This window comes from Ruegeria sp. K7, from assembly GCF_056531785.1.
The window spans coordinates 1-6,756 of record NZ_JBQFMJ010000035.1 but is presented as its reverse complement, the minus strand read 5'-3'; the positions used below and the strand labels follow the sequence as shown (position 1 = coordinate 6,756).

The window sequence follows — 6,756 nt, the reverse complement described above, 5'->3', positions numbered from 1 at the left end:
CTTGACGGGTACATTTGGCTGGTTTGGACAAGAAAAAGACCCTTTGTCTGGGGTGTTCCTTTTGCCGTTGGGACTGCCCTGGATACTTGTAGCGGATTTAATTTCGGAGTCCGCCAAGCCGTGGTTTGCGGCGATTGCACCGATGCTCAACAGTTCTAATATGCGACAGCACCTCCATCTCGAAACTTTCCTTGAAGGTAAAGGGACCCAAATGGCCAGCACCTTTCAGAACCTTTAGTTCAACAAGCTTGCCTTGGGATGCCAGAAGTTCAGCGATGCGCTTTGTGTGCACATGCGTCTGCGATCCGCGAATGATCGTAGAGGGAACTCCCTCAGAAAGAATGTATTCTGGGTCAGGTTCTTTCAGAAGCGCATCGAAATCGCTTGGGGCTTTGTGAACCCAATCAATCATAGCGCACCTGCGTTCACGACTCAGGGCTTGCCAAGAGCCAAGTCCTCCCCAAAAATCAGTGAAAACCTGTGCGCTAAACTCTTCGCATCCCTCTTCTATGCCCGTTCGTATTGCGTTTGTGAGGCTAACAATCTCGGAATACAATAAACCGTCAGTCAACTCTCCGGCTTTCAGTAGGCTGAACAGAGTTGGTTCATAGAGACAAAGTGATCGAACAAGGTCGGGTCGAGCTCTGGCGATATGCAAAGCCAGCGCTCCTCCATACGAGTGTCCAATCAAGTGAGCGGGCCTGCCAAGCTTCTCTATCTCAGTGATAATCGAAGCAGCTTCGTTTTCCAATGTGAACGGCCCGTCCGGGATTTTATGACCCCTAGACAGGGTTCCTATTAGGTCGGGTGCTAATGTTTTGGTTTCTTCGCTCATCCGGGCAAACAGATTGCGCCACTGGCTTCCGTCAGCGCCGGACCAATGTAGCCCTACGCAGGGAGCAGGCGAAATTTGGGACCAACACGGCGATGCGTGTAGTGAAGCGTCAAATTGCTTATTCATGTGATGACCTCCAAACTGAGTTTCACAATGGTGTCACTCATCTGGCCTTCAACCTATCGGACACATGTCCCGGCTAGACTCAAACCGACGGGAAATTGATGGGACATTTGCCCCAAATCGACTAAAAAAAGACATGCGAACCGTTAGATACACTTCTTCAAGCGATGGTACGTCGCTGGCGTGGAGCAAATCCGGAAACGGCCTACCAATGGTAAAGGCGGCTAACTGGCTCACGCATCTCAGTTATGATCTAGACAGTCCAATTTGGTCTCACTGGATCGAATTGCTAGAAAGTCAATTCACCCTTGTTCGATATGATGAGCGAGGCTGCGGATTATCTGACAAACGAGTTGAGAATCTGGGTATTGATTACTGGGTTGATGATCTCGAAGCTGTAATCGACGCCGCTGAAATAGATGAACCAATTTATCTTCTGGGTATTTCTCAGGGCGCTGCGACTTCTATCGCGTATTCGCTGAGGCATCCCGGCAGAGTTGTCGGGATGATACTCGTTGGAGGCTATGCAAGGGGCAGCAACCACCGCGGATCGGTCGCCGCCAAAAACTACAAGACTGTTATCGATGTATTTCGCCTGGGTTGGGAGAATGACAACCCAGCGTTTCAAGATGTATTTACATCAAGATTTCTTCCTGGTGCGCCGCCCGAACAACGCTCTTGGTTTACAGAACTTTGCCAAAAGACCGTTTTGCCTGAGACAGGGGCCGACCTGCTTATGGCGCGCGCTGACGTTAATGTTGAAAGTCTATTGCCAAAGGTTTCAATTCCAACACTGGTGATCCATTCAAGGAACGATCAGGTTATTCCGTTTGAAGAAGGACAACATCTCGCTCAGAAAATTCCCAGAGCGACAATGTCTGCTTTAGAGGGAAAAAATCACATTATTCAACGCGATGAACCTGCCTGGCGCGCTTTTTCCAAGAGCTTGCTTGAATTTACATCTTCCGGTCAAACGACGGACTTTAACGATTTGACAAAGCGCGAGCAGGACGTGCTGAGACTCATCTGCCAAGCAATGAGTGGTAAAGAAATTGCTAGAAGTCTTCAAATGAGTGAAAAAACTGTTCGAAACCACACAAGTAAAATCTACGCCAAACTTGAACTGCAAAACAGACAGCATGCAATTCGCACGTATGGGCATCTGTTCTGATTAGAGCATGAAACTGCAAACCTATTAATCTGATCTAACGTGGCAAAGGCAGCTTTGTCCGCAGAGCAATCGTTCACGCCGAGCGCCGCGAAAGTTCGATTGCCGCTCGCCGCTATTCACTTCAACGACTGTTCGCAGACCAAATTGGGCATTCTTCCAGCGGCAAAAATATGTTTCCACATGTTGCATGCTTGCTATGACTTGCCGCTGGTCTACAACTGGTGTCGTCAATCAGGAATTCCTGCGGCTGCCAGCATTTCATAGTAGGCGTCATAGATTTCTGGTTTTGCGATAGAGATACGAGCGCGCATATGCCGGAACATTGAAACGCTAAAATCGGGTTCCCGCGACATGTGAATACGTGCGAGTTCTCTAGCTCGGCTCTCATTGCCGTGAGCCATTTCCGCCACAAGTTCGTTCAGGCGAAAGACAGTCACAGTATTATGAAATGCACGCATTTTTTGGGCGGTTTCTCTTAGATCGCGCCAGTTCCCTTCCGCGATTTGCGACAGGCTGATACCCATGTGGACACGGTAGTTTAGTGGGTCATTCGGGTTAAGTCGGAGCGCCTCCCTGGCATGTGCCTGTGCCGTCTGTGCTTGGCCCATCAGGCCACGCAGTACGCAACTGGATCCCCAGGCTGAAACGCAATTTGGGCTTCTCTCGACGACTTGATCCACAAGTGACAAACCATACTCTGTATCCTCCGACAGAAACGCGAGTACGTAACCGGCATATGCTTGCGCCTCTAGGTCAAGATGTGATGCCGCCAGAGCCTCATGTGCCAGCTGAATTGCGTAGTCAAATCGGGCCTCGTTTGGACGCGTATCCGGGTTCCATAGCAAAGTGCGGATCCAGCCTCGAAGAGCGCTTGCCAATGGGTACTCACTTGAGAGTGAAAGAGCTTTTGACAAATGGTCGTCTGCTTCAGTGAATTTGAACCTGTAGATCAAGGACTGCGCACGTAGGAAGTGATCATAGGCTCCAAGGGTGTCAGGGCGCTTGTGAGCAGCACGGTCTATTTCAGCTTGTCGGATACCTGGCGCAATCGAAGCAACGACAGCCTCGGTAATCTGGTCCTGAAGCTCGAAAACATCATCGAGCTTGCCATCGTATCGATCCGCCCAAACATGAGACCCGGTTTCCGCATCAATCAGCTGACCCGTGACACGCAACCGGTCACCAGCGCCGCGAACGGACCCTTCCAATATATAGCGGACACCAAGCTCTCGGCCGATACGACGCACATCAACCGAAAGCCCTTTGTAAGAAAAAGAAGAGTTTCGGGCGACCACGAATATCCAGGGCACTCTGGATAAGCTGGTGATGATGTCTTCGGTAATACCTTCCGCAAAGTAATCCTGTTCAGCGTCAGGCGACAGATTGTCAAAAGCCAACACCGCCACTGAAGGCCTGTCAGGACGGGATTGAGTTAACGGGGATTCAGTGGCAAATGCTGTTTGTACCAAGTAAGCAGTTACAGGGCGTGTGATATTCTTCAGATATTGCGGCCCCAATTCGGTGAACGATACATCCACCTTACCCACAAGATCTTCGTAAACCCGACCTGAAACGATGATCCCTCCGGGAGGAGCAAGACCTTCCAGCCGGGCCGCGATGTTGACGCCGTCACCAAGAACATCACCGTCGTCATCAAAAACATCGCCCGCGTGAATTCCCATACGGAATTGCATTTCCGGACTTTGCCCGCGCGCCCCGTTCCGCTCAGCCATCTGACGTTGCATCGTTTCCGCACATGCCAGCGCATCTACAACCGAGGAAAACTCTGCAAGAAAACCGTCACCAGTTCTTTTGAATAGGCGTCCGCCATTCAGGCCGACATGCGGCTCCAGCGCCCTAAAGTGGCCCCTATATGTGTGCAATGCGGCTTCCTCGTTAGCACTGACAAGCGCGCTATAGCCAACAACATCAGCCACGAGTATGGCAGCCAAGTACCGCTCCAAACAAAATCCTCCCGCGTATCCATTGTGAAGGAGTGTCAAAGGGATATTAGGGGTTTCGCGCATAAATCGCGATCAATATTCAATGAACATCAGTGATCGAATAACGACACGCAAGCTTTTTGCTTTTGGGTAAATTAGGCAGAAGCGGACCTCGAAAAACCGAACTTTGTAATTTCGACTTTACACCGCAGCACAGGCACTGGAACAAGGTGCCGCGTATGACTGCCTTGAGGGCAAAACGAGCTTCTAGCCGCGAATGCAAGGTTTTCGCTTGGCACTTTGAAAGGCCTTCCTACTCGGGTGCCATCAAAATTCTAGGTTCAGCGCCGCATGCTTGCTATCGTTTCATTAAGGGTCCATTGGCGGAAATCAGAATGACGATACGGGCGTCTTCAAGGAAGGCATTCGAGTACAGAACACGTCTCACCGACAATCGGATTTGGGACATGTTCGCGCTGCGCCAAGGAGATGTGATTGTTGCAACACCGCCAAAGTGCGGAACAACATGGACGCAAGCCCTTGTGCTGTCGCTCTTGTTTGAAAAGCCAGGTATGGACAAGGTCATGGATGACCTGTCGGTTTGGCTCGACCCTGCGTTTCGAGATCAACTCCCCATAGCTCGAATGTTCGAAGCTCAAAGCCACAGAAGATGCATCAAGACCCATACGCCTTTTGACGGCATTCCTTTCGATCCAGATTGCACCTACATCGCGGTGTTCAGACACCCAATCGACGCACATTTTTCGATGCGCCGACATGTGGCAAACCTGAAGGAAGACCTGATCCAAGACAGGTTCCCGGATGAGCCGACAGCTTCATTCGCCCTTTTTCTTGGTGAGACCGTTCGAGAGGAGATGGCCGATGGGATCACCCTTGAGGCCATCGTTCATCACTTCAAGTCCTTCAAGTCAAACATCCAACATCCCAACATACACATTTTCCATTACGCCGATATGCGGCGCGATTTGCTCTCTCATACTAGAAAGCTCGCTTCCGTACTTGGTTTGAAAATTGGCGATGAAATGCTGGCCGCAATTGCGGAAAGTATGCAGTTCGAGAACATGCAAGCCAATGCACGCGCGAGTGCTAAGGAAGAAACACAACGGTCCACAACCTTTAAAGACCCGTCAGCCTTCTTCGATAGCGCAAGCAGTCGCAAGTGGGAGGGCAAGCTTTCAGACGAAGACCTTCTTGCGTTTCACAAACGTCTTGCAGAGTTGCTTCCGGAAGCCGACGCGCGATGGCTTCAGTCTGGCGGAGAGCTTCCTGCTTAGGACCTCGCTTTCTTAGTAAAGATTGCCGCTTCGGGACCGTCTCGGCCATCTGAGACTTTTTGCCGGATGACCCGTAACCACGATGAGCGGTCATTCATGCCCGCGAACGCGGCCAGGGTTTGCCCTAACCAACAACAGCCGTTCGCCGCGGTTTCGCCAGATGACTCAAATGTGGACGAAGCGGACCTTGCAAAGTTTGGTGGTCGAGACCGACTTTGGGCATGGTTTATGGTAAGATCCATGCAAGTGCTGCGAGGGAGAGTACCATGATCGACGCTGAACAGCGATTGGTAGACCACAACATCATTTTACCTGCGCCGCTAAAATTGCCTGTTGGTATGGTGTTGCCATTTCCGTGGATTAACGTTCGGGGCGACCGGGCGTTCGTATCTGGTCATGGACCACAAGAAACAGACGGTACTCCGGCCGCGCCATTTGGAGCAGTCGGAGAAAATGTGTCTGTGGAAGAGGGCTACGCCTCAGCACGCAAAGTCGGGCTTTCTATTCTCGGCAGTCTAAAGCGCGAACTTGGCAGTCTAAACCGAATAACGGGGTGGTGCCGAGTTCATGGGATGATAAATTGCAAATCTGGCTTCAGCGATACGCCTGCGGTTCTCAACGGTTTCACGGATTTGATCATTGACGTCTTTGGAGAAGAGATTGGCCGCCATTCACGTACGGCGGTCGGGGTGGCAGGCCTACCAATCAACTTCCCAATTGAAATCGAAGCAGAGGTTATTGTCTCAACGGCCTAGAATACACGTGAATCCGGAACGACGTACTGGTCAAAGAGGAGCAGGAATGTCGCTGCGCCGGGCAGAAGTACTGTATGGAAGAAAGCATTTGGGTGAGCCAGAAAGGAGACTCCATGATTAAGTTTATGCCTAAGTTTCTGATTGTAACGGCGCTCTGTACGATCCAATACTCTCAAGTAGCACTCGCGCAAAGTCACACTCACGACGCTGAAGTCACGCCATACGCCGGACTGCAATCCAGGACCATCAAAAGCTTATCTGACACCGATTTAGAAGAGTTGCGGCGCGGCGGAGGTTGGGGTTTTGCTTTACCAGCGGAGCTGAATGGCAAACCAGGCCCAGCACACTTGCTCGAATTGAAAGATGAACTTGGACTCTCGAAGGATCAGCTGAGAAAAATTGAGGCGATCCATTCTGAAATGCGCGAACAGGCAATCGTCGCAGGCGAGCGGTTTATTGAGGCCGAGGCGGCGTTGAGTGAAGCGTTTGCCGGTGACCAGCTTGAATTGGCCGAGCTAAACAAACTTGTTGAAGCGGCCGAAACTGCCAGGGCCGAGTTGCGACTGGTTCATCTGTCCCGGCACCTGCAAACAACACCACTGTTGAGCGCAGATCAAATCCAACAGTACAGCAT

6 protein-coding genes are annotated in these 6,756 nt (G+C 51.1%); 4 read left to right on the top strand and 2 right to left on the bottom strand.

The annotated features are described in order from the left end of the window. Positions 1-97 precede the first annotated feature (97 nt). Positions 98-961, bottom strand: coding sequence for an alpha/beta fold hydrolase (locus ACR0FE_RS23415; protein ID WP_480915540.1), 864 nt, complete (start codon positions 959-961; stop codon positions 98-100). 133 nt (positions 962-1,094) lie between these two features. On the opposite strand from ACR0FE_RS23415, the gene ACR0FE_RS23410 reads away from it, so the two are divergent. Beyond that, the gene (locus ACR0FE_RS23410; RefSeq protein WP_480915539.1) at positions 1,095-2,129 is read left to right on the top strand and encodes an alpha/beta fold hydrolase; all 1,035 of its coding nucleotides are present in this window, start codon (positions 1,095-1,097) and stop codon (positions 2,127-2,129) included. Positions 2,130-2,356: 227 nt separating this feature from the next. Here ACR0FE_RS23410 and ACR0FE_RS23405 read toward each other — a convergent pair whose 3' ends face one another. Continuing rightward, positions 2,357-4,081, bottom strand: coding sequence for an adenylate/guanylate cyclase domain-containing protein (locus ACR0FE_RS23405; protein ID WP_170617441.1), 1,725 nt, complete (start codon positions 4,079-4,081; stop codon positions 2,357-2,359). Between the two features lie 458 nt (positions 4,082-4,539). On the opposite strand from ACR0FE_RS23405, the gene ACR0FE_RS23400 reads away from it, so the two are divergent. The 3 genes from ACR0FE_RS23400 to ACR0FE_RS23390 all read left to right on the top strand — a co-directional run. Continuing rightward, positions 4,540-5,367, top strand: a complete 828-nt coding sequence (locus ACR0FE_RS23400; protein WP_170619947.1) for a sulfotransferase domain-containing protein — start codon at positions 4,540-4,542, stop codon at positions 5,365-5,367. 266 nt (positions 5,368-5,633) lie between these two features. Continuing rightward, the gene (locus ACR0FE_RS23395) at positions 5,634-6,122 is read left to right on the top strand and encodes a RidA family protein (protein ID WP_480490272.1); all 489 of its coding nucleotides are present in this window, start codon (positions 5,634-5,636) and stop codon (positions 6,120-6,122) included. Positions 6,123-6,235: 113 nt separating this feature from the next. Then, positions 6,236-6,756 (top strand): Spy/CpxP family protein refolding chaperone (locus tag ACR0FE_RS23390; protein ID WP_480915538.1); only part of this gene is annotated, 521 nt, incomplete at its 3' end.